This is a genomic window from Streptomyces sp. NPDC001717 (assembly GCF_042892775.1).
Classification (GTDB): domain Bacteria; phylum Actinomycetota; class Actinomycetes; order Streptomycetales; family Streptomycetaceae; genus Streptomyces.
The window spans coordinates 116,273-135,790 of record NZ_JBIAUK010000009.1 but is presented as its reverse complement, the minus strand read 5'-3'; the positions used below and the strand labels follow the sequence as shown (position 1 = coordinate 135,790).

The 19,518-nt window shown below is 69.9% G+C and carries 19 protein-coding genes; 9 read left to right on the top strand and 10 right to left on the bottom strand.

Going from position 1 to position 19,518, the window contains the following annotated elements:
* The first annotated feature begins 1 nt into the window (after nt 1).
* Together ACFYZL_RS17900 and ACFYZL_RS17895 are read left to right on the top strand one after the other, a co-directional pair.
* Nucleotides 2-826, top strand: coding sequence for an isoprenyl transferase (locus ACFYZL_RS17900; RefSeq protein WP_376660469.1), 825 nt, complete (start codon nt 2-4; stop codon nt 824-826).
* Between the two features lie 66 nt (nt 827-892).
* Nucleotides 893-1,438 carry a hypothetical protein gene (locus ACFYZL_RS17895; RefSeq protein WP_388679898.1) on the top strand — a complete coding sequence of 182 codons (546 nt, stop codon included), beginning with the start codon at nt 893-895 and terminating at the stop codon, nt 1,436-1,438.
* A 25-nt stretch (nt 1,439-1,463) separates the two neighbouring features.
* Here the strand turns inward: ACFYZL_RS17895 and ACFYZL_RS17890 are convergent, their stop codons facing one another.
* Genes ACFYZL_RS17890 through ACFYZL_RS17875 form a run of 4 tightly spaced genes read right to left on the bottom strand, consistent with a single transcriptional unit; the run spans nt 1,464 to nt 4,605 of the window.
* Complete coding sequence (locus ACFYZL_RS17890) at nt 1,464-1,889, bottom strand: Fur family transcriptional regulator (RefSeq protein WP_376660467.1); 426 nt, start codon at nt 1,887-1,889, stop codon at nt 1,464-1,466.
* A 51-nt stretch (nt 1,890-1,940) separates the two neighbouring features.
* Nucleotides 1,941-2,807 carry a metal ABC transporter permease gene (locus ACFYZL_RS17885; RefSeq protein WP_388679895.1) on the bottom strand — a complete coding sequence of 289 codons (867 nt, stop codon included), beginning with the start codon at nt 2,805-2,807 and terminating at the stop codon, nt 1,941-1,943.
* Nucleotides 2,807-3,625: a metal ABC transporter ATP-binding protein gene (locus tag ACFYZL_RS17880; RefSeq protein WP_388679892.1), complete on the bottom strand. Its 819-nt coding sequence runs from the start codon at nt 3,623-3,625 to the stop codon at nt 2,807-2,809. The genes ACFYZL_RS17885 and ACFYZL_RS17880 overlap by 1 nt, the downstream gene beginning before the upstream one ends.
* Nucleotides 3,625-4,605 (bottom strand): metal ABC transporter substrate-binding protein, encoded by a 981-nt coding sequence (locus tag ACFYZL_RS17875; RefSeq protein WP_384753746.1) that lies wholly within the window; start codon nt 4,603-4,605, stop codon nt 3,625-3,627. The genes ACFYZL_RS17880 and ACFYZL_RS17875 overlap by 1 nt, the downstream gene beginning before the upstream one ends.
* 156 nt (nt 4,606-4,761) lie before the next feature.
* Between ACFYZL_RS17875 and ACFYZL_RS17870 the strand changes: the two genes are divergently transcribed.
* The gene (locus ACFYZL_RS17870) at nt 4,762-6,144 is read left to right on the top strand and encodes a glycine--tRNA ligase (protein ID WP_384753743.1); all 1,383 of its coding nucleotides are present in this window, start codon (nt 4,762-4,764) and stop codon (nt 6,142-6,144) included.
* Nucleotides 6,145-6,227: 83 nt separating this feature from the next.
* Here the strand turns inward: ACFYZL_RS17870 and ACFYZL_RS17865 are convergent, their stop codons facing one another.
* From ACFYZL_RS17865 to ACFYZL_RS17850, 4 genes are all read right to left on the bottom strand, one after another.
* Nucleotides 6,228-6,959, bottom strand: coding sequence for a VC0807 family protein (locus ACFYZL_RS17865; protein ID WP_384754288.1), 732 nt, complete (start codon nt 6,957-6,959; stop codon nt 6,228-6,230).
* Between the two features lie 133 nt (nt 6,960-7,092).
* Entirely contained in the window at nt 7,093-7,686 is a 594-nt protein-coding gene (locus tag ACFYZL_RS17860; RefSeq protein WP_384754291.1) for a TetR family transcriptional regulator, read from the bottom strand.
* Between the two features lie 21 nt (nt 7,687-7,707).
* Nucleotides 7,708-8,775: an aldo/keto reductase gene (locus ACFYZL_RS17855; RefSeq protein WP_384754294.1), complete on the bottom strand. Its 1,068-nt coding sequence runs from the start codon at nt 8,773-8,775 to the stop codon at nt 7,708-7,710.
* Nucleotides 8,776-8,829: 54 nt separating this feature from the next.
* Nucleotides 8,830-9,186 carry a DoxX family protein gene (locus ACFYZL_RS17850; protein ID WP_388679886.1) on the bottom strand — a complete coding sequence of 119 codons (357 nt, stop codon included), beginning with the start codon at nt 9,184-9,186 and terminating at the stop codon, nt 8,830-8,832.
* Nucleotides 9,187-9,265: 79 nt separating this feature from the next.
* On the opposite strand from ACFYZL_RS17850, the gene ACFYZL_RS17845 reads away from it, so the two are divergent.
* Nucleotides 9,266-9,721: a MarR family winged helix-turn-helix transcriptional regulator gene (locus ACFYZL_RS17845; RefSeq protein WP_384754300.1), complete on the top strand. Its 456-nt coding sequence runs from the start codon at nt 9,266-9,268 to the stop codon at nt 9,719-9,721.
* A 96-nt stretch (nt 9,722-9,817) separates the two neighbouring features.
* Here the strand turns inward: ACFYZL_RS17845 and ACFYZL_RS17840 are convergent, their stop codons facing one another.
* Entirely contained in the window at nt 9,818-11,266 is a 1,449-nt protein-coding gene (locus ACFYZL_RS17840) for an MFS transporter (protein WP_388679883.1), read from the bottom strand.
* Between the two features lie 35 nt (nt 11,267-11,301).
* On the opposite strand from ACFYZL_RS17840, the gene dusB reads away from it, so the two are divergent.
* The 3 genes from dusB (at nt 11,302) to ACFYZL_RS17825 (ending at nt 16,960) form a co-directional block, all read left to right on the top strand.
* On the top strand, nt 11,302-12,462 hold the full coding sequence (gene dusB / locus ACFYZL_RS17835; protein ID WP_384754305.1) for a tRNA dihydrouridine synthase DusB: 1,161 nt from the start codon (nt 11,302-11,304) through the stop codon (nt 12,460-12,462).
* Between the two features lie 364 nt (nt 12,463-12,826).
* Nucleotides 12,827-15,535: a pyruvate, phosphate dikinase gene (gene ppdK / locus ACFYZL_RS17830; RefSeq protein ID WP_384754308.1), complete on the top strand. Its 2,709-nt coding sequence runs from the start codon at nt 12,827-12,829 to the stop codon at nt 15,533-15,535.
* 387 nt (nt 15,536-15,922) lie between these two features.
* The gene (locus tag ACFYZL_RS17825; RefSeq protein ID WP_388679878.1) at nt 15,923-16,960 is read left to right on the top strand and encodes a helix-turn-helix domain-containing protein; all 1,038 of its coding nucleotides are present in this window, start codon (nt 15,923-15,925) and stop codon (nt 16,958-16,960) included.
* Nucleotides 16,961-17,105: 145 nt separating this feature from the next.
* Here ACFYZL_RS17825 and ACFYZL_RS17820 read toward each other — a convergent pair whose 3' ends face one another.
* A complete protein-coding gene (locus ACFYZL_RS17820) occupies nt 17,106-18,266 on the bottom strand; it encodes an alkaline phosphatase PhoX (RefSeq protein ID WP_384754314.1) in 1,161 nt (386 codons plus the stop codon).
* 212 nt (nt 18,267-18,478) lie between these two features.
* Here ACFYZL_RS17820 and ACFYZL_RS17815 point away from each other — a divergent pair, with 212 nt between their 5' ends.
* Together ACFYZL_RS17815 and ACFYZL_RS17810 are read left to right on the top strand one after the other, a co-directional pair.
* Nucleotides 18,479-18,946, top strand: a complete 468-nt coding sequence (locus ACFYZL_RS17815; RefSeq protein WP_384754316.1) for a group III truncated hemoglobin — start codon at nt 18,479-18,481, stop codon at nt 18,944-18,946.
* Nucleotides 18,947-19,097: 151 nt separating this feature from the next.
* On the top strand, nt 19,098-19,508 hold the full coding sequence (locus ACFYZL_RS17810; protein WP_384754318.1) for a VOC family protein: 411 nt from the start codon (nt 19,098-19,100) through the stop codon (nt 19,506-19,508).
* The last annotated feature ends 10 nt before the right edge of the window (nt 19,509-19,518 follow it).

Sequence of the window (19,518 nt, the reverse complement as noted above, 5' to 3'; positions counted from 1 at the left end):
CATGGCACGACGCGGGATTCTGGGACGCTCTCGCCGGGAGTACAAGGTTCCCGAGCCGCACCCGTCCGGTGCGGTCCCGCCGAAGATCCCCGGCGAGCTGGTCCCGAACCACGTGGCCATCGTCATGGACGGCAACGGCCGCTGGGCCAAGGAGCGCGGCCTGCCGCGCACGGAGGGCCACAAGGTCGGCGAGGGCGTCGTCCTCGACGTGCTCAAGGGCTGCCTGGAGATGGGCGTCAAGAACCTCTCCCTCTACGCCTTCTCGACGGAGAACTGGAAGCGCTCGCCCGACGAGGTCCGCTTCCTCATGAACTTCAACCGCGACGTCATCCGCCGCCGCCGCGACGAGATGAACGAGCTCGGCATCCGCATCCGCTGGGTCGGCCGCATGCCGAAGATGTGGAAGTCGGTCGTCCAGGAGCTCCAGGTCGCCCAGGAGCAGACCGTCGACAACGACGCGATGACCCTGTACTTCTGCGTCAACTACGGCGGCCGCGCGGAGATCGCGGACGCGGCGCAGGCCATCGCCCGCGACGTCGCCGCCGGGAAGCTGGACCCGTCGAAGGTGAACGAGAAGACCTTCGCGAAGTACATCTACTACCCGGACATGCCGGACGTGGACCTGTTCCTGCGCCCCAGCGGCGAGCAGCGCACCTCCAACTACCTGATCTGGCAGAGCGCGTACGCCGAGATGGTCTACCAGGACGTGCTGTGGCCCGACTTCGACCGCCGTGACCTGTGGCGGGCCTGCCTGGAGTACGCCCAGCGCGACCGCCGCTTCGGCGGCGCCGTCCCCAACCAGGCGGAGCCCGGCTCCACGGCCTGACCTGCCGAGACCCGCGCCCGGCGGCGCAGTCCGCCGGCCGCGGTGATCCCGATAGGGTCGGCTGTCATGGACATGGAGTACGGCGCGACGGGGTCCGTCGCGCAGACGGTCGAACTGGACTATCGGATCACCACGAAGGACCTCGCGGAGGCGGTGCGCCTGCGCGACTCGCGGACCGCAGGCGGACGCCGCAGGCGGTGGCTGTTCCCCGTGACCGGGGTGCTGTCGTTGCTGCTCGGCGCCTTGGCGATCGCGTGGGACGAGTCCGCGGTCAAGGCGACCGGCTTCCTCGTCGCCGGCGTGATGATGTCGGTGTTCGCGCTGTTCGGTCCCCGCATCCAGGCGCGGGCCTTCCGGGGGCTGCTGGAGAAGGCGGGCGACTGCCACACCGTCGTCGACGGCTCGGGGGTCCTCGTGAAGACGGCCACCACCGAATCGCGCATCTCCTGGGCCGCGCAGCCGACGTACGCGGAGACGGACGGCGCGTTCGTCATGCTCAGCGACGACAAGGGGGCGGTGGCCATGACGGTCCTGCCCAAGCGCGGCGTCCGACAGCCGGCCGACGTGGACCGGCTGAGGGCACTCCTGGACGCGAACCTGCGGCGGATCTAGGGCCTGTCTTGCCGGTTCGTCCGGTTCAGCCCGCGGCGGCGCAGTCCGCGCAGGTGCCGAAGATCTCCACCGTGTGGGCCACGTTCACGTAGCCGTGCTCGGCGGCGACGGACTCCGCCCACTTCTCCACCGCCGGGCCCTCCACCTCGACGGCCTTGCCGCACTTGCGGCAGACCAGGTGGTGGTGGTGGTCCCCGGTGGAGCAGCGGCGGTAGACGGACTCGCCGTCGCTGGTGCGCAGGACGTCGACCTCGCCCGCGTCCGCGAGGGACTGGAGGGTGCGGTACACGGTGGTCAGACCCACGGAATCGCCACGGTGCTTGAGCATGTCGTGGAGTTCCTGGGCGCTGCGGAACTCGTCCACCTCGTCCAGCGCCGCCGCGACGGCGGCCCGCTGGCGGGTGGATCGTCCTCGTACTGGCGCGTTCATCTCGCCAGGCGCAGTCGCCACCGGTTCCTCCTCGTATAGGCCTGCGGCCATTGTGCCAGGCGACCGCCGGGCCTAGACCTTCACGTCGTCGCGGGTGCAGACCGCTTCGGCGGCGCGTGCGGCGTTCGCCCGGCGCTTGGCCAGGGGCGCCGACACCGCGGTCATGATCATGAACACGGCGATGGCGAGGAGCACGATCGACCCGCCGGAGGGGGCGTCGACGTAGTACGTGGTGACCGTGCCGGTCAGCGAGACGAGCACGCCGATGGTCATGGCCACCGCGAGGGTCGCGGTGAACCCGCGGGTGACCCGCTGGGCGGCCGCGACGGGGATCACCATCATGGCGCTGACCAGCAGCAGACCCACGATGCGCATGGCCACGGTCACGGTGACGGCGGCGGTGACCGCCATCAGCAGGTTCAGCGCGCGCACCGGCAGCCCGGTGACCCGGGCGAACTCCTCGTCCTGGCAGACCGCGAACAGCTGGCGGCGCAGTCCGAGCGTGACGGCGACGACGAACACGGCGAGGATCACCACGGCCGTGATGTCCTCGGCCGAGACGGTGGTGATGGAACCGAAGAGGTAGCTCGTGAGGTTGGCGGTGGAGCCGCCCGGCGCCAGATTGATGATCATGACGCCGCCGGCCAGGCCGCCGTAGAAGAGCATGGCGAGCGCGATGTCGCCGCTGGTCTTCCCGCGGGAGCGGATCAGCTCCATGCCGACCGCGCCGAGGACGGCGACGAGGGTGGCCATCCACACCGGGCTGGTGTTGAGCAGGAAGCCGAGGGCGACGCCGGTCATGGCCACGTGGCCGATGCCGTCGCCCATGACCGCCTGACGGCGCTGGACGAGGTACGTGCCGATCGCGGGGGCCGTCAGGCCGACCAGCACGGCCGCGAGGAGCGCCCGCTGCATGAAGGCGTAGTCGAGGAATTCCATCAGCTCAGCAGTCCCGTCCGCAGGGGCTCGGCGTCGTGCGCCGCGTGGGGGTGTACGTGGTCGTGGCCGGGCAGCGCGTGCTGGCCGACCGCCTCCGGGGGCGGGCCGTCGTGGACGACGCAGCCGTCGCGCAGGACGACGGCGCGGTCGATCAGCGGCTCCAGCGGGCCCAGTTCGTGCAGGACCAGGAGGACGGTGGTGCCGGCGGCGACCTGTTCGCGCACGGCGCCCGCGAGGACCTCCTGGTTGGCGAGGTCCACGCCGGCCATCGGCTCGTCCATGATCAGGAGTTCGGGCTCGACGGCGAGCGCCCGGGCGATGAGCACGCGCTGGTGCTGGCCGCCGGAAAGGGCGTTGACCGAGGCGTCGGCGTACGACTCCATCCCCACGAGGACGAGGGCGCGCTCGACGGCGGCCTTGTCGGCCTTGCGCAGGAGGCCGAAGCGGGAGCGGGCGAGCCGGCCGGCGGAGACGACCTCGCGCACGGTGGCCGGGACGCCGCTGGCCGCGGTGGTGCGCTGCGGGACGTAGCCGATGCGCGACCAGTCGCGGAAACGCCCGAAGTCGGTGCCGAAGAGGGAGAGGTCGCCGCCGGAGAGCGGGACCTGGCCGACCACGGCGCGGACGGCGGTGGACTTGCCGGAGCCGTTGGCGCCGAGCAGGGCGACGACCTCGCCGCGGTGGACGGTGAGGTCGACGCCGCGCAGCACGGGGCGTGAGCCGAGCGAGGCGGTGGCCCCGCGCAGGGATATGACGGGCTGGTCGTCAGCCGGTCGGGGCGTGGACTGCATGGCTCGCGCCTCCGTTGCTGCTGTCATCACTTGGCTCCGAGGGCCTTCTGGAGGTTCTTCAGGTTGGACCGCATGACCTCGAAGTAGTCAGCGCCCTGGGACTTGTGCGAGATTCCCTCGAGCGGGTCGAGGACGTCCGTCGTGAGACCGGTGTCCGTCGCGAGGCTCTTGGCCGTCTTGTCGCTGGCCAGGGTCTCGAAGAACACCGTGGAGACATTCTCCTGCTTCGCGAGGGCCTGGAGTTCCTTCATGCGGGCCGGGCTGGGCTCGGACTCGGGGTCGACCCCGGAGATGCCCTCCTGGTCCAGGCCGTAGCGCTCGGCGAGGTAGCCGAAGGCGGAGTGGGTGGTGATGAAGGTCTTGGAGGTCGTGTTCCGCAGGCCGTCCTTGAACTCGGTGTCCAGCGCGGCCAGCTTGCCGACGAGTTCGTCGGTGTTCTTCCTGTAGTCGGCCGCGTGGTCGGGGTCGGCCTTCTCCAGGGCCGCGCCGACGCCCTTGGCGACCTCCGCGTACTTGGTGGGGTCGAGCCAGACGTGCGGGTCCTCGCCGGCCTCGCCGTGACCGTGGTCGTGACCGGCTTCGCCCTCGCCCTCGCCCTCGTGGGCGTGGTCGTGGCCGGAGGCGCCGTGGACCTCCAGTTTGGTGAGGGTGCCCGCGTCGACGACGTTCTTGACGCCGGACTGGGCGACGGCCTTGTCGACGGCCGGCTGCAGGGTCTTGAGGTAGAGGACCACGTCGGCCTCGCCGAGCTGCCCGGTCTGCTTCGGCGTGATCTCCAGGTCGTGCGGCTCGACACCCGGCTTGGTCAGGGTGGAGACCTTCACGTGGTCCTTGCCGATCTGCTCGGCGAGGAACTGCATCGGGTAGAACGACGCCATCACGTCGAGTTTGCCGTCCTTGCCGCCACCACCGGCGGCGCTCGCACCGGAGCAGGCCGTGAGGGCCGTGGCGCCGAGGGCCACGGAGGCGGCGAGGGCGGCGGTGGGTATGAGGCGTCGTACGTTCATGACATCCATTTTCATCAAAGATGGAAACGATTGTCAAAAACCCTGGTGAGGGGCCCCGGGGGTGGCCGCGGAAGGGGGGTCCCGATTTGAAAGGGGAGGTGCGGGCGCCGGTAACCTAAAGACTTCGCCGTTCGTCCTCGTAATGAAGAGAGCACCGTGGCCGCCGACAAGATCGACACCATCGTCAGCCTGAGCAAGCGCCGTGGCTTCGTTTTTCCCTGCAGTGAGATCTACGGCGGGTCCAAGGCCGCCTGGGATTACGGTCCGCTGGGTGTCGAGCTCAAGGAGAACATCAAGCGCCAGTGGTGGAAGGCGATGGTCACCGGGCGTGAGGACATCGTCGGCATCGACTCCTCCGTGATCCTGGCCCCCGAGGTCTGGGTGGCCTCCGGCCACGTCGCGACCTTCTCGGACCCGCTGACCGAGTGCACCTCCTGCCACAAGCGTCACCGCGCCGACCACCTGGAAGAGGCGTACGAGGCCAAGCACGGCCGTCTGCCCGAGAACGGCCTCGCCGACATCAACTGCCCCAACTGCGGTGTGAAGGGCCAGTTCACCGAGCCGAAGCAGTTCTCCGGCATGCTGGAGACCCACCTCGGCCCGACCCAGGACACCGGCTCGAAGGCGTACCTGCGTCCCGAGACCGCCCAGGGCATCTTCACCAACTTCGGTGTCGTGCAGGCCACCTCGCGCAAGAAGCCCCCGTTCGGCATCGCGCAGATGGGCAAGTCCTTCCGCAACGAGATCACCCCCGGCAACTTCATCTTCCGCACGCGCGAGTTCGAGCAGATGGAGATGGAGTTCTTCGTCAAGCCGGGCGAGGACGACCAGTGGCAGGAGTACTGGATGCAGGAGCGGTGGAACTGGTACCGCGGCCTGGGTCTGCGCGAGGAGAACATGCGCTGGTACGACCACCCGAAGGAGAAGCTGTCCCACTACTCGAAGCGCACCGCCGACATCGAGTACCGCTTCAACTTCGGTGGCAGTGAGTTCTCCGAGCTCGAAGGCGTGGCCAACCGCACCGACTTCGACCTCAAGGCCCACTCCGCCGCCTCGGGCAAGGACCTGACCTACCTCGACCAGGAGTCGAACGAGCGCTACACCCCGTACGTCATCGAGCCGGCGGCCGGTGTCAACCGCGCCATGCTCGCCTTCATGCTCGACGCGTACATCGAGGACGAGGCCCCCAACGCCAAGGGCGTCATGGAGAAGCGCACCGTGATGCGCTTCGACCCGCGCCTGGCCCCGATCAAGGTCGCCGTCCTGCCGCTGTCCCGCAACGCGCAGCTGTCGCCGAAGGCCAAGGGCCTCGCCGCCGACCTGCGCAAGTTCTGGAACATCGAGTTCGACGACGCCGGCGCCATCGGCCGCCGTTACCGTCGCCAGGACGAGATCGGTACGCCGTTCTGCGTCACCGTCGACTTCGACACCCTCGAGGACAACGCGGTGACCGTGCGCGAGCGCGACACCATGAAGCAGGAGCGCGTCTCCCTGGACCAGATCCAGGGCTACCTCGGCAGCCGCCTGCTCGGCTGCTAGGTCCGCCCCGGCAGACAGAAGACCGGTGGCCCGGCGCGCGGAGTGCGCGCCGGGCCACCGGTCTTTCACGTGGTCCCGCCCGGTCAGGCGGTTCCGGTCGCCGCGGCCTCGGCGGCCGCCGCTTCGGCCGCGCGGCGCTCGCCCTCGGCCTGCGAGCGCTTCCCGTACATCGCGGTCCACACGCCGAGCGCGCCCAGCACCCCGTAGATCATGATCGGGCTGACGGCCACCATGGTCTTGGTGTCCAGCACGTACGCCAGCGCGATGCGCACGATCGCCTCGGCGACGTAGGCCACGCCCCAGACGAGGGTCATCCGGGTCATGGTGGTGCGGAAGCCCTCGTACTGCCACAGGCCGTTCCACCAGGCGGTGCTCTCCGGCGTGCCGTCCGTGGCGAACTTGCGGCCGAAGTAGAACATCAGCGGGCGCCGCGCGAGCAGCGTCGACAGGCAGAGCACCCCGAACAGGCCCGTCACGCACGAGTCCTTGATGAGCAGGGCGCGGGCCGAGGGGTCGCCGATGAGCGACACGACGGCCGTGATCACGATGAACACCAGGGTGACGATGGCGAATTCGTCGAGCTTGCGCCGCCAGGCCACGCTGATCGCACTGTCGAGCACCGGCCAGGCACTGCTGACGAGCAGCGCGGAGAACTCGCTCCAACCGTGGTCGTCGACGAGCGTGTTGTAGGTGATGATCGGCGCGACCACGTTGAGGCCGATGGTCAGGATCCAGCCGATGGCGGTCGCGGCCCCGGACCGGGCGGGAGGTGCGGGTCGTGTGGGAGGTGCGGGTCGTGCTTCTTGGGCTGACATGGTTCCCCCTGGAACGTGCCTGATAGTGCGGTAGGGGGACCGTAAGGACATGGCAATGACATGTACAAGCCGGGCGTCCTAAAATGATCACCAAGCCGACCGGACGGAATGATTCCGGACAGATTCGGCCAGGTCAGGCGCGCAAGCCCCGGATGATCAGGGCGCTGACCGCCTCGAACTCGGCGAGGATCCCGGGCGAACGCCAGTCGGCGGCGTACTGCGGGTCGTGGAAGCGGCCGGTGGCGTCGAACACCGCACGGGCGGTGGCCGGCACGTCATCGGCGGCGATCGTCCCCGCGGCCACACCCTCGGCGATGATCCGGGCCAACTGGTCGATCAGCTCGCCGAGGTGTGCGTCGACCACGCCGCTGTTCTCGGAGAGCAGCACGGTGTAGGTCGCGAACAGCTCGGGATCGTCGCCGGCCTTGTGACGCTTCGCCTCGAAGAGCGCCTCCAGCCACGCCTCCAGCTTGGAGGGCGCGCTCTCGGCGGGCGCCGAGGTGATCTCCTCCAGCACGGCCACGCTCTTGGCGAGCCAGCGGTCCGTGACGGCCTCGCGCAGCGCGGCCTTGGACGGGAAGTGCCGGTAGACGCTGCCGTGGCTCACGCCCAGGGCGCGGGCCACGTCCACCACGGTGGCCTTGGTCGGGCCGAAGCGTCGCAGTACGTCCTCGGTGGTCTCGAGGATGCGCTCGGGTGTCAGGGGCTCGGCCGCGGCGGGGGACATGGGTACGACCGTACCGCCCGCTCAGTGCTCGCTGTCCAGGTGGGCCATCTGCGCCGCCGGGTAGCGGTCTCCGGCCGCGGAGCCCTCGGGCACGGCCTCTTCGATGGCGGCCAGGTCCCCGGCGTCGAGGGATATCTCCATGGCACCCAGTGCCTCGGCCAGCCGCTCGCGGGTCCGGGCGCCGATCAGCGGCACGATGTCCTCGCCGCGGGAGAGGACCCAGGCGATGGCGGTCTGGGCCACGCTGACGCCCTTGCCCTCGGCGACCTTGCGCAGGGCGTCGACCAGATCGAGGTTCCGGTCGAGGTTCTCGCCCTGGAAGCGGGGGCTCATGCCGCGGAAGTCGCCCGGGGAGAGCTCCCGGTCCCGGGTGAAGTGGCCGCTGATCAGGCCGCGGGAGAGCACCCCGTACGCCGTCACGCCCATGCCGAGCTCGCGCGCGGTCGGCAGGATCTCCGCCTCGATGCCTCGGGAGATCAGCGAGTACTCGATCTGGAGGTCGGCTATGGGGGCCACGGCGGCGGCCCTGCGCAGGGTGTCGGCGCCGACCTCGGAGAGGCCGATGTGGCGCACGTGCCCGGCTTCGACGGCCTCGGCGATGGCCCCCACGGTCTCCTCGATCGGCACGGCCGGATCCACGCGGGCGATCCGGTAGATGTCGATGTGGTCCCGGCCGAGCCGCTGGAGGGAGTAGGCCAGGAAGTTCTTCACGGCCTCGGGCCGGCCGTCGTACCCGGTGAAGCCGCCCTCGACCGTGCGCAGGGCGCCGAACTTGACGCTGGTCAGCGCCTGCTCGCGGGCCGCTGCGGGCGCGGTGCGCAGGGCCTCGTTGATCAGCAGCTCGTTGTGGCCCATCCCGTAGAAGTCGCCGGTGTCGAGCAGCGTGACGCCCGCGTCCAGGGCGGCGTGGATGGTCGCGATGGACTCGGCGCGGTCGGCCGTCCCGTACAGGGCGGACATCCCCATGCAGCCCAGCCCCAGCGGGAAGACGGTGGGGCCGGTGCTGCCGAGGGCGCGGTGGGCGCGGCCCCGGTGAGCGTCGTCTCGGTGGTCGGTGGTGGTCGCAAGGGTGTTCTCGTTCGTCTCCATGCAACGAGAATGGCATGACGAGTGACAGATTTCAATATCTGTCACTCGTCAGTGTCAGGCCAGGATCCGCAGCGCCAGAGTGGCCGCCGCGACCAGCGTGAGCACGGCCGCCGGGGCCAGCTCGTAGTCCTTGACGCGCAGGTGGGCGACGACCGCGCCGATGAAGTAGAGGGTCACGCCGATCGCGGCGGCCACGCCGAGCGGCGTCACCCACACGCCCACGACCAGGCCGATCGCCCCGGCGGCCTTGAGGCCGGCCAGTCGCGGCAGCCACGCGTCCGGAACCTGGACCTTCCGCATGTTCGTGACGATCTGGTCATTGCGCTGGAGCGTGAACGTGGCGGAGGCGGTGAGGGCGAGGGCGAGCAGGAGGCCGACGACGGCGTAGGCGATGAACATGGAAATCTCCAACAGTCGATGATTGCTAATCATTGAATAACATCAACGATATGATCCATGCAATCATTTCTTCGTTGCTACGATGTGATACATGACGGCAGATCAGGACGGATCGCACCCCCCGCAGCGGCTGGGCCTGCTGCTCGCCTGGCACGGATCGATCACCCAGACCCGCATGAAGAAGGCGCTCGGGGCGGCGGGGCTCACCCCCCGGCACGCGATGACGCTGATGCACCTGGAGGACGGCCCCATCAGCCAGCGGGCGCTCGCCGACCGGCTGGAGGTGGACCCCAGCGTGCTCGTCGGGATCCTGAACGACCTGGAGGGCGACGGCCTCGCCGAACGCCGCCGGGACCCGGCCGACCGCCGCCGTCACAACGTGGTGATCACCGCTGCCGGCGAAGCCGCGCTCGGCACCACGAACGCCGCCCTCGACGAGGTCGAAGGCGGCATCTTCGCCGCTCTGTCGGTCCGCGAGCGCGAGGTCCTGCGCGGCCTCCTCGACCGGGTCAACACCTCGGCCGAGGACTTCGACTGCGGGGAGTAGTCACCTGCGGCAGGCAGTCACCCACGGGGATCGGTCACCCGCGGGGATCGGTCACCTGCGGGCATCGGTCACCAACGGGCAGCGCGCACCCGCGCCTCACGCGCGCGGGGCGCCCACCTCCGCCACGGGGCTCGCCGGCTCCTCCAGGGCGCGGGCCGTGCGGTCCGCCGTGCGAAGGGCCCACGCCCCGGTCGACGCCGCGCCCAGCACCAGCACCAGCGCCCCGCACAGCGTGATGATCCACCACGCCGGCACGGCCGCCTCCGTGAAGTCCCGACCGTCCGCCATCCCCGCGGCCAGCACCGCGCCCACGACGGCGACGCCCAGCGTGCTGCCGGTCTGGCGGCTGGTGGAGGCGATGGCGGCCGCGACGCCCGCCTGGGAGCGCGGCATGCCGGAGACGGCCGTATTGGTCACCGGCGCGTTGACCATGCCGAAGCCGATCCCGAACAGCACGTACCCGGTGAACAGCAGCGGGGTGGACGTCTCCCCGCGGAAGACGGCGAACAGCAGCCCGCTCGCCCCCATGGCCGACCCGGCGATCAGCAACGGCAACCGGGGCCCGCGACTGCCCACCAGCCGCCCCGACAACGGCGCGATGACCAGCGTCATGGCGGCCATCGGCAGCATGTAGAGCCCGGCGTTCAGCGCGTCCAGGTTCCGTACGTCCTGGAGGTACAGGGTGTTCAGGAAGAGGAAGCCGGCCATCGAGGCGAAGGCGCTGACCGCGATCACGGTCGCCCCGCTGAACGGCACGCTCCGGAAGAACCGGAAATCGATCAGCGGCTCCTCCCGCCGGGGCTCGTAGACCAACAGCCCCACCAGCGCGACGACGGACACCAGGACGCAGCCCACGATCACCGGCGAGCTCCAGCCCGCCGACGGCGCCTCGATGATCCCGTACGTCACACAGCCCAGCAGCACCATGATCAGTACCTGCCCGACCGGGTCGGGGCGCCTCGGCCGGGCCGCCCGGGACTCGGGGATGTGGCGCAGGGTCAGCACGAGCGCCAGGAGACCGACCGGCAGGTTGACCCAGAAGATCGAGCGCCAGCCCACGGAATCCACCAGGAGCCCGCCGATCAGGGGCCCCGCGGCCATGGAGATGCCCGCGACGGCGCCCCACACGCCGATGGCCCGCGCCCGCTGGGCCGGATCGGTGAAGGTGTTGGTGATGATCGACATCGCCACCGGGTTCAGCATCGCGCCGCCGACCGCCTGGACCATCCGGAAGGCGATGAGCCATTCGAGGCCGGGCGCCAGCGAACACAGCACGGAACCCGCGGTGAAGAGCACCAGGCCGGTGACGAACACCTTGCGGCGCCCGATCCGGTCGGCCGTGGAGCCCATGAGCATCAGCAGCGAGGCCAGTACGAGCGTGTAGGCGTCGATGGTCCACTGCATGCCCGCGACCGACGCGTCCAGTTCCGTGCGCATCGTGGGGAGCGCGACGTTCAGGACGGTGTTGTCGAGGCTGACGATCAGCAGGCTCATGCAGCAGATCGCCAGGACGAGCATGCGCTGCCGGGAACTCGTCTCGATCATGCGGCCGATGGTACGTCCGCACCCGTGTCCGCGGCATGCGGGACAATGGGCGGATGACCACGCTCCCCCCGCCTCTCGCGATCGGCCCGCACACCGTGCAGCCCCCGGTGGTGCTCGCGCCCATGGCCGGTATCACCAATGCCCCGTTCCGTACCCTCTGCCGGGAGTTCTCGGGCGGCAAGGGGCTGTTCGTGAGCGAGATGATCACGACCCGCGCCCTGGTCGAGCGCAACGAGAAGACCATGCAGCTGATCCACTTCGACGAGACCGAGAAGCCCCGTTCGATTCAGCTGTACGGGGTCGACCCGGTGACGGTCGGCAAGGCGGTCCGCATGATCGTCGAAGAGGACCGCGCCGACCACATCGACCTCAACTTCGGCTGCCCCGTCCCCAAGGTGACCCGCAAGGGCGGTGGCTCGGCCCTGCCCTACAAGCGCAACCTGCTGCGCGCGATCCTGCGCGAGGCCGTCGCCGGCGCCGGCGACCTGCCGGTGACCATGAAGATGCGCAAGGGCATCACCGACGAGCACCTCACCTACCTCGACGCCGGCCGGATAGCGGTCGAGGAGGGGATCACCGCGATCGCCCTGCACGGGCGCACCACCGCCCAGCACTACGGCGGCACCGCCGACTGGGACGCCATCGCGCGGCTCAAGGAGCACGTGCCGGAGATCCCGGTCCTCGGCAACGGCGACATCTGGTGCGCCGAGGACGCGCTGCGCATGGTCCGCGAGACCGGCTGCGACGGCGTGGTCGTCGGCCGGGGCTGCCTCGGGCGGCCGTGGCTCTTCAACGACCTCGTGGCGGCCTTCGAGGGGCGCCCCGAGGACTTCCACAAGCCGACGCTGCGGGAGGTCGCGGCGACCATGCACCGCCACGCGCAGTTGCTGGGGGAGTGGATCGGGGACGAGACGCGCGGGGTGATCGACTTCCGTAAGCACGTGGCCTGGTACCTCAAGGGCTTCTCGGTGGGCTCCGAGATGCGGGGCAAGCTCGCGGTGACCTCTTCGCTGGCCGAATTGGACGCTCATCTGAGCGAGCTTGACCTGGACCAGGGGTGGCCCGAGAGCGCGGACGGCCCGCGCGGCAGGACGTCCGGAAACAACCGAGTTGTCCTGCCGGACGGCTGGCTGAAGGACCCGTACGACTGCGCCGGTGTGAGCGAGGACGCCGAACTGGACACCTCCGGCGGCTGACAAATCGCCCTGCGTGGCGCGTGATATACGCCACGCATGGGTGGGGGTTTGCTCAGATGAGCGCATAAGTCACGGGTAAGACTTCCAAAGGGTGGCACTGGGTGCCACCCTTTGTGCGTTCAAGACTTGAACACAAATGTATCGATGATCGCTCATCCGAGCGGGATTGCGGCCTAAACAGACCCTCCCCCTTCGGCTTGTGAACGCTCTTCGTACTTTCGCATTACCCGTGAGTTACTTTCGATCTGCTGGCGCACGGGTGGTTACGGCCGCATGACGGCCAAGTGGACGTACCCATAAGCCTTCGATCTGGGTATGTTCCTGGCCGTCAGGGCAGCCACCGAGCCTCGAGGAGTCGAGACCCGTGTCGGAAAACAAAGATCAGAAGTTCGTCTACGACTTCACCGAGGGCAACCGCGACCTCAAGGACCTTCTCGGCGGCAAGGGAGCCAACCTCGCCGAGATGACCAACCTTGGCCTCCCGGTCCCTCCCGGCTTCACCATCACCACCGAGGCCTGCAAGGTCTACCTCGAGAGCGGTTCGGCCCCGGCCGTCCTGCGCGACGAGGTCAGCGCCCACCTTGCGGCCCTCGAATCGAAGATGGGCAAGAAGCTCGGCCAGTCGGACGACCCGCTGCTGGTCTCCGTGCGTTCCGGCGCCAAGTTCTCCATGCCCGGCATGATGGACACGGTCCTCAACATCGGCCTCTCCGACGAGTCCGTGACCGGCCTCGCCACCCAGGCCGGCAACGAGCGCTTCGCGTGGGACTCGTACCGCCGCCTGATCCAGATGTTCGGCAAGACCGTCCTCGGCGTCGAGGGCGAGCTCTTCGAGGACGCCCTCGACGAGGCCAAGGCCGCCAAGAAGGTCACCGTCGACACCGACCTCGACGCCGCCGACCTGAAGAAGCTCGTCAAGGTCTTCAAGAAGATCGTGGCGAAGGAAGCCGGCCGCGAGTTCCCGCAGGACGCCCGCGAGCAGCTGGACCTCGCCGTCGAGGCGGTCTTCAACTCGTGGAACACCGACCGCGCCAAGCTCTACCGCCGCCAGGAGCGCATCCCGAGCGACCTGGGCACCGCCGTCAACATCTGCTCCATGGTCTTCGGCAACCTCGGCCCCGACTCCGGCACCGGCGTCGCCTTCACCCGTGACCCGGCCAGCGGCCACGCGGGCGTCTACGGCGACTACCTGCAGAACGCCCAGGGCGAGGACGTCGTCGCGGGCATCCGCAACACCGTGCCGCTCGCGGACCTCGAGGCCATCGACAAGACCTCGTACGACCAGCTCATGACGATCATGACGACGCTGGAGACCCACTACAAGGATCTCTGCGACATCGAGTTCACCATCGAGCGCGGCCAGCTGTGGATGCTCCAGACCCGCGTCGGCAAGCGCACCGCCGGCGCCGCCTTCCGCATCGCCACCCAGCTCGTGGACCAGGGCCTGATCGACGAGGCCGAGGCCCTCCAGCGCGTCACCGGCCACCAGCTCGCCCAGCTGATGTTCCCCCGCTTCGACGAGGGCGCCAAGACCACCCTGCTGGGCCGCGGCATCGCCGCCTCCCCGGGCGCGGCGGTCGGCAAGGCCGTCTTCGACTCCTACACGGCCGTCAAGTGGTCCCGCTCCGGCGAGAAGGTCATCCTGATCCGCCGCGAGACCAACCCCGACGACCTGGACGGCATGATCGCCTCCGAGGGCATCCTGACCTCGCGCGGCGGCAAGACCTCGCACGCCGCCGTCGTCGCCCGCGGCATGGGCAAGACCTGTGTCTGCGGCGCCGAGGAGCTCGACGTCGACACCAAGCGCCGCCGGATGACGGTCGGCGAGACGGTCATCGAAGAGGGCGACGTCGTCTCCATCGACGGCTCCACCGGCAAGGTCTACCTCGGTGAGGTACCCGTCGTACCCTCCCCGGTCGTCGAGTACTTCGAGGGCCGCATGCACGCCGGCGCCGACGACGCCGACGAGCTCGTCGCCGCCGTGCACCGGATCATGGCGTACGCGGACCGCGTCCGCCGCCTGCGGGTGCGCGCCAACGCCGACAACGCCGAGGACGCGCTGCGCGCCCGCCGCTTCGGCGCCCAGGGCATCGGCCTGTGCCGCACCGAGCACATGTTCCTCGGTGAGCGCCGCGAACTGGTGGAGCGACTGATCCTCGCGGACACCGACGGTGAGCGCGAGGAGGCACTCAGTGCCCTCCTGCCGCTGCAGAAGAAGGACTTCGTCGAGCTCTTCGAGGCGATGGACGGCCTGCCCGTCACCGTCCGCCTGCTCGACCCGCCGCTGCACGAGTTCCTGCCCGACATCACCGAGCTGTCGGTGCGCGTCGCCCTCGCCGAGTCCCGCCAGGACCACAACGAGAACGACCTGCGCCTGCTCCAGGCCGTGCACAAGCTGCACGAGCAGAACCCGATGCTGGGTCTGCGCGGCGTCCGTCTCGGCCTGGTCATCCCCGGCCTGTTCAAGATGCAGGTCCGGGCGATCGCCGAGGCCGCGGCCGAGCGCAAGAACGCCAAGGGCGACCCGCGCGCCGAGATCATGGTCCCGCTCGTCGGCACGGTCCAGGAGCTGGAGATCGTCCGCGAGGAGGCCGACCAGGTCATCGCCGAGGTCGAGGCCGCCACCGGCACCGAGCTCAAGCTCTCCATCGGCACCATGATCGAGCTGCCGCGCGCCGCCCTGACGGCCGCCCAGATCGCCGAGGCCGCGCAGTTCTTCTCCTTCGGCACGAACGACCTGACCCAGACGGTGTGGGGCTTCTCCCGCGACGACGTCGAGGCCAGCTTCTTCACCGCCTACCTGGAGAAGGGCATCTTCGGGGTCTCGCCCTTCGAGACCATCGACAAGGACGGCGTCGGCTCGCTGGTCCGCCACGCCGTCAAGCAGGGCCGGGCCACCCGCCCCGACCTCAAGCTCGGCGTCTGCGGCGAGCACGGCGGTGACCCCGAGTCCGTCCACTTCTTCCACGAGGTCGGCCTCGACTACGTCTCCTGCTCGCCCTTCCGGATTCCGGTGGCGCGCCTGGAGGCCGGTCGTGCGGCCGCCGAGGCGAAGGGCAGCGACAGCCGCTGACCCCCGGCCCTGAGAAGGGCCCCGCAAGACGGCGCGTCTGCCCCCGGGTTCCCTGACCCCCGAGGGCAGACGCGCCCATTTTTTCTTGTTCAACAAATCTTTACGCCAGCAGGCGGTGGACGGATCCCCACCCGTCCACCGCCGCTGTCATTCTGCCGGGCACGTCGGCGCTTCCCGTGCGACCGACCGCCAGGCCCCGCAAAGCCCCCCACGGCCTTCGCGGAGCGTTTCGGTCGCATCGGAGTGTGCCCGGCGGAGTACAGGATTTCGGTTGTCACGCCTCTGCCGAAAGGGGTTTCAACTGTGGCCGAAAGGGCGTGGTGACAACGTGTGACTGCATGCATACTCATGGGGCGGGGGGATTGCGGTTGCACAGGTGGGGGTTCGGTGCTGCGTATCCATTTCACTGGAGTGGACCTGGCACGCGTACGGATGGCAGGGCGTCCCGATGCGTTGTGGGAAACGATTCTCAGCTTTCATCGGCTAAGAGACCGGCGAGATGTCCGGTTGTTCGGTGAATGGCGGACGGAATCGCGAATCAGGTTGAACAGTGAAACACGCACGCTCGGTATGCTTATACCGAGCAGGGGTTATTTCCCCGATTTCCTGACGCCCGTCGAGGGGCGGTACGGCTGGGACGTGGGCCTCGACGCGCTGCGCGGGATCCGTCCCGAGCGGATGCGGCGGGAGCTGGAGCTGCTGGGTGGCGGCTCGGGTGCGGGGTCCGGTGCGGGGTCCGGTGCCGGTGTGGCGCTGCCGCCGCGGCTGCGGGAGTTCATGGACGACTCCGCCAAGCACCTGCCGAGGCTGCTGGGCGAGCTGCGGGCGTACCACCGGGCGGCCGTGGAGCCGTACTGGACGCACATCCAGGCCCAGATCGAGGCCGAGCGGGCCGCGCGCGGCCGGGCCCTGCTGGACGGGGGCGCGGACGAGCTGCTGGCCTCGCTGCCGCCGATGCTGCGCTGGCGGGCCCCGGTGCTGGAGTGCGACTACCCCGTGGACCGGGACGTACGGCTGCGGGGGCGCGGGCTGCTGCTCCAGCCGTCCTTCTTCTGCCGCCGCACCGCGGTGACACTCCACGACCCGCAGCTGCCGCCGGTCCTGGTCTACCCGGCCGCCGCGCAGCTCGCCTCGGCGCCGGCGGGGGGCGAGGCGGCGCGGCCGGCGGTGGAGGAACAGCGCGTACGCACCCTGGGCAAGCTCGTCGGGCACACCCGCTCGGTGGTGCTGCGGGCCATAGGGGACGGCGCCACCACCAGCGAGCTGGCCCGGCGGGCCGGGGTCTCGCTGGCCTCCGCGAGCCAGCACGCGTGCGTGATGCGGGAGGCGGGGCTGGTGACGACGCTGCGGCACGGGAACGCGGTGCTGCACACCGTGACGCCGTTGGGGGCCGCGCTGCTGAAGGGTGGGGCCGTGGCTTCGTGACGCGCCGCGCCCCGGCGGGTGCGGAACCCGTCGGGGCAGCGGCCGGTGGTGCCGTGCGGCGCCGTTGCGGGGGCGCTGCCCCCGGGCCCCCGCGCCTCAAACGCCGGCGGGGCTGGATTCGGGGCTGCGCCCCGGGCCCCGCGCCTCAAACGCGGAAGGGGCCCGTCACCTCGTACGTGATGCCGCCCGTCGAGCTGCCCGTCGTGCCGCGCTGGCTGGAGAAGTACAGGCGGGTGCCGTCGGGGGAGAAGGCGGGGCCCGTGATCTCCGAGGAGGACTGGCCGCCCACGCGGAGGAAGACGGCGACCACGTCGTCCGGGGTGATCAGGCAGATCTCCATGTTGCCGCCGTCCTCGGCGACGTACAGGTCGCCGTACGAGGAGCCGGTCACGTTGTCCACGCCCGTCAGCGGGGCCGCGCCGCCGGGGACGAGCGAGTCGTCGTAGGCCAGTTCGTACGTGCTGTTCGCGAGGTTGAGCTGCCAGACCCGGTTGTCGCCCTTCGTGGTGAACCAGACCGTGTCGTTGGCGTAGTGGCAGCCCTCGCCGCCGTTGAACTTCTTCGAGCCCGAGACCTGGGTGCGGGTGGTGGTCGGGGAGCCGTCCGGGTCCGGGACGTTCTGCCAGGTGAAGGAGCCCGAGGCGGCGGTCCCGGCGACGAGCACCTGGAGGGTGCCGGAGGAGAGGTTGCCCCAGGTGGTGGGGATGAAGCGGTAGAAGCAGCCGCTGGTCTCGTCCTCGGTCAGGTAGATCACCTGGCGCACCGGATCGGCGGCGGCCGCCTCGTGCTTGAAGCGGCCCATCGCGGGGCGCTGCACCGCCGCGTTCACGCCGTACGGGTCGGTCTCGTAGACGTAGCCGAGGCTGACCTCCTCGCAGGACAGCCAGGTGTTCCACGGGGTCTTGCCGCCCGCGCAGTTCTGCCGGGTGTCGGAGAGGATCCGGTAGGAGCCGGTGATCGTGCCCGCGGAGTCGAACTTCACCGCGCTCGCGCCGCCCGACGGGTTGACCTCCGAGTTCGACACGTAGATCCAACCCGTCCCGTCGGCGAAGCACGCGCCGCCGTCGGGGGCGCTGTGCCACTTGTAGGAGGTGGAGCCGACGTTCTGGCCGGAGCGGGCGATCACCCGGCTGCTGAATCCGGCGGGCAGCATGATGCCGTTCGCGTCCGCCGCGCCGAGCGCCCCGTAGGGCCCGGTGCCGGGCTGGGCGGGCGCCGCGTAGGCGGCCCCGTGCATCAGCGTGCCGCCGAAGGCGGCAGCCGACGAGCCGATGACGGCGCCGCGCAGGAAGGTACGTCGTTCCACGGTCGCTCCTGGGGGGAGTCGGGGCCCCGCGCCCGGTCGGATGCGGGGTCGCACGCGTCGAGGAACCTAGGAGTGCCGAGTTGCCGCGGCTCCAATTCCGCGTGACGCGCGAGCGACCGCTTCGCGTTCAATGCGCGGGCGGGGTCCGCGGGCCCGGGAGCACGGGACTTTCTGCCCTGGGGAGGCCGGGCGTGCGGGAGGATGGTGGTCTCATGGACCACTTCGCCGCCGCCGCCGACATCTCGGGCCGCGCCGACCTCGACGTCGTGCTGCGCCGCTTCTACACGGCGGCCTTCGCAGACGCCCGGATCGGGCCCTTCTTCACCGAGATCGCGGGCACGGACCTGGAGGTCCACCTGCCCCGCATCACCGACTTCTGGGAACGCGCACTGTTCCGCGGCACGGACTACCGGCGCAACGCCTTCGCCCCGCACGCCGCCCTGAACTCGGTACGGGCGATGACCGCCGCGGACTTCGGCCGCTGGGTGCAGCTGTGGCACGCGACCGTCGACGGCCTGCACCGCGGACCGATCGCGGAGCGGGCCAAGGCCCAGGGCGAGCGGATCGCGCTCACCCTGCACAAGCGGCTCGCGGGCGGCGACGCGTCCACGGCCGGCGAGGACGGCATCGGTTTCATCCCGCTGGCCGCACTGGAGCTGCGCTCGTCTGCCACGGTCTGACCTGCGGTTTCGTACCGCCGGAAAGATTCCTCGAAAAACTTCGCGCGGGAGCGATGAGTTTGCCGCGGGGTCCCGGTCTACCTCTCGAAAGCAGCGAACAGCGAGCAGCGGCAAGCGCCGGCGCACACCACGCGAGAGAAGAGAGACCGAGATGTCCCAGCCCCAGATGATCTTCGTCAACCTGCCGGTCAAGGACCTGGACGCCGCCAAGGACTTCTGGGCGAAGCTCGGCTACTCCACCAACCCGCAGTTCACCGACGAGAACGCGGCCTGTCTGGTCATCAGCGACACGATCTTCGCGATGCTGCTGACCGAGGCCCACTTCAAGACCTTCGCGACCAAGCCGATCGCCGACGCCGGCTCCGTCACCGAGGTGATGGTCGCCCTCAGCGCCGAGAGCCGCGAGAAGGTCGACGAGATCGTCGACGCCGCCCTGGCGGCGGGCGGCACCGAACCCCGCCCGGCCATGGACATGGGCTTCATGTACGGCCGCGCCTTCGAGGACCTCGACCACCACGTCTGGGAGCTCGTGTGGATGGACCCTGCCGCGGTCCAGGGCTGAGCCCCGGCGG